This window comes from Cupriavidus sp. 05T313 (genome assembly GCF_056396665.1).
The window spans coordinates 1-3,134 of sequence record NZ_JBFTLX010000431.1 but is presented as its reverse complement, the minus strand read 5'-3'; the positions used below and the strand labels follow the sequence as shown (position 1 = coordinate 3,134).

Genomic DNA, 3,134 nt, shown 5'->3' with positions numbered 1-3,134 from the left:
GCGTGTGGTCGACCGCGCCGCTCTTCCTCAACAATGCGCTCGGGCCGTTTAGCGAGGATCCTTCGGTGGCAAGCCGGGTGAAGGTATTCGATGCTTCCATCGAGCAATTGCTCTGGCCGGAAAAACGCGCGCGCGACGAGGTCCTGGGGACCAAGGTGCCCGGCGTGATCGACCGCACCACGGAGCGCAGCCAGATCACTGTCCCGGCGGGCTTCGTGCCGGATGCGCTCAAGCCGCTGCAAGGCTTCATGCACCGCTTCGCGCCGTGGCTGGTGGGGGCCGGAGGCGATGTGACCATCGGTCCCGCRCCCAGGCAGATGCCGGTCAACCTGATCGCCAATATCCAGCCGCTGGCGGAAAGCAGCGAAACCGGTGCAAAGGCCGACCACGCGGCCAAGGTGGTGAGCCTTGCGGTCAAGCTGAAGTCCGACCTGGCTTCGGTACCGGAGGGCGCCACCGACGACGATCTGCGAAAGACCTACGCCAACCTCGTCAAGCCCATGCTGAGCCTGAGCAAATGCCCGGATTTCGTGGTGAATCGCGGCCACTACTTCGGCACGGCGGAGTTCAACAACCAGGCCGGCCTGAGCGCCGATGAGCAATCGTTCGGGCAGGAGCCGGTACTGAGCGACGAGGACAAGCGGGCCTTGATTGCCTTTCTCAAGACCTTCTGATGAAGACTGCGCGGCGGGGATATGTCTGCTCAAGGCGAGGAAGCTTGGGATTATGTGATCGTTGGCTCCGGCGCGGGCGGCGGCACGCTCGCCGCGCGGCTCGCTGAAGCAGGCATGCGCGTGTTCCTGATCGAGGCGGGTTGCGATGCGCGCGAGCATGGGGCGGCGTGCCTGCCGGAGGATTACGAAGTGCCGGCGTTTCACGCCTGCGCCTCCGAGAATCCCGCGATGAGCTGGAACTTCTTCGTGCGTCATTACGCGGACGATGCACAGCAACGGCGCGACCCCAAGTGCGGCAGCGAAGGCGTGCTCTATCCCCGGGCCGCGACCCTGGGCGGCTGCACCGCCCACAACGCGATGATCTTTCTCTACCCCCACGATGCCGACTGGGACGGCATTGCCGCGCTGACCGGCGACCGCTCGTGGAAGGCCAGCCACATGCGCCGCTATGCCAAGCGGCTGGAGCAATGCCGCCACCGTCCGCTGTGGGCGCTTGCCCGCCGCCTGGGTTTCGATCCCACTGCCCACGGCTGGGACGGCTGGCTCAGCACGGAGCGCGCGTTTCCCCTGCAGGCGCTCACCGATGACGCGCTGACGCGCCTGATTCTCGGCTCGATGGAGATGGCGGCGCGCAGCGTGCCGAGGCGGCTCCATGCCTTGCTGCGCTTCTTCCGGTGGCAGGGCGACCCGAACTCCAGGATCTGGGGAAGACGATGTTTCGATGGCGTGTGCTATACGCCGATGACGACCAGCGGCCATGCCCGCACCGGCACGCGCGAACGGGTGCTGGAAGTCGCCGGCCGTTTTCCCTCGCGGCTGCATATCGAACTGGACGCACTGGCGACCAGGGTGCTGATCGACGCGAACGGCACCGCGTTCGGGGTCGAATATCTCAAGGGGCGGCATCTCTACCAGGCGCACGTCTCGCCAAATCCGGCGCCCGGCGTGCGGCAGGAAGTGCGCGCTCGCCGCGAGGTGATCCTGGCGGGCGGCGCGTTCAATACGCCGCAATTGCTGATGCTCTCGGGGATTGGTCCCGCCGGGCACCTCCGCGAGCATGGCATACCCGTGCGGGTGGATCTGCCTGGGGTCGGCCGCAATCTCCAGGATCGCTATGAGGTGGGCGTCGTGAGCCGGATGGCGCGGCCCTGGCAGATACTGAACGGCGCCCGCTTCGAGAGGGACGACCCGGCCTATTGCAGCTGGCGCGACCTGCGCCACGGTGTCTACACTTCCAACGGCGTCGCGATCGCGGTGGCGAGGCGTTCGCGCAAAGGCCTTCCCGTGCCGGATATTTTCTGCATGGCGCTGGTCGAGCACTTTGCCGGCTATTTTCCGGGTTATTCCAAGGTGTTCGCCCAGAGCGACGATATCCTCACCTGGGCCATACTCAAGGCGCACACGCAGAATCGCGCGGGCACGGTCCTGCTGCGGTCCGCGAATCCGCTCGATACGCCCCTGATCAACTTCCACTATTTCGAGGAGGGCGATGCCGCCTCGGACGAGGATATGCGCGCGGTGATCGAAGCCATCCGCTACGTGCGCAAGCTGGCCGTACCGCTGGCCGAGCGCGGCGTGATCGCGCAGGAGCAGCTTCCCGGCGCCCACCTGCGCGATGATGCGGAACTGGCTGGCTATGTGCGCGACAACGCGTGGGGGCACCACGCATCGTGTACCTGCGCCATCGGCCCGCGCGAGGCGGGCGGTGTGCTCGACAGCGGTTTTTCCGTGCACGGAACGCGCCGGCTGCGTGTCGTCGACGCCTCCGTTTTTCCGAGGATTCCTGGCTTTTTCCCGGCTAGCGCAATTTGCATGGTTGCCGAGAAGGCGGCCGATGTCATCTTGAACGAGACGACAACGGGCGCATAGGCAGCCGATCGACAAGGGAGGTGGAAGATGGCCTACGACGTGAGCAAGCTGCTGGCGATGAGCCAGGAACAGCTGGACGAATTGTTCCGCAACAGCCCGGCCGGCGAGATTCCGGATGGCGAAGCCACGGGCACGGCGATCATCTCGCCCGGCACGGTGTTCAGCGAGAGCATCGCAAGGATGATCAATCTTTTCGCCTGGCAGGGCAAAGTCTTCGACGCCAGGCGCGGGGTGCTCAAGAACAAGATATCGCCTTTCGGGCTCGAGGCCATCCTGGCGAAGGTGTACAAGGGTGAAAGCTGGCTCGACCAGAAGGAGTGCATTGTCCTGGACTATGCCGAGACTTCGGTCGTGGCGCACTGGATACGGGACGAGATCCGCTGCATCGCGCCGGATGCCTATCTCGGCGTTGTGTACTGGGACAAGCATCGCCTGATCGACTTTTCCCTTGTGTTCTGACCATCATGAAGCGCAGGACCTTCCTGTTTGGCGGAGTCGGCGCCGCCGGTGCGCTGCTGGTGGGCTGGTCGTTGCTGCCGCCGCGCCAGCGCCTGACGACAGCGGCCCCATTGCCGGCGGTCGGCACGCAGG

2 protein-coding genes and 1 pseudogene are annotated in these 3,134 nt (G+C 65.4%); all 3 read left to right on the top strand.

Going from position 1 to position 3,134, the window contains the following annotated elements; all coding sequences use genetic code 11:
• Positions 1-674 (top strand): annotated as a pseudogene (locus AC1DKD_RS40340) (hypothetical protein); the annotation flags it as partial.
• A 21-nt stretch (positions 675-695) separates the two neighbouring features.
• Positions 696-2,543: a GMC family oxidoreductase gene (locus AC1DKD_RS40335; protein WP_441634096.1), complete on the top strand. Its 1,848-nt coding sequence runs from the start codon at positions 696-698 to the stop codon at positions 2,541-2,543.
• A 27-nt stretch (positions 2,544-2,570) separates the two neighbouring features.
• Positions 2,571-3,002, top strand: a complete 432-nt coding sequence (locus AC1DKD_RS40330) for a hypothetical protein (RefSeq protein ID WP_441634094.1) — start codon at positions 2,571-2,573, stop codon at positions 3,000-3,002.
• The last annotated feature ends 132 nt before the right edge of the window (positions 3,003-3,134 follow it).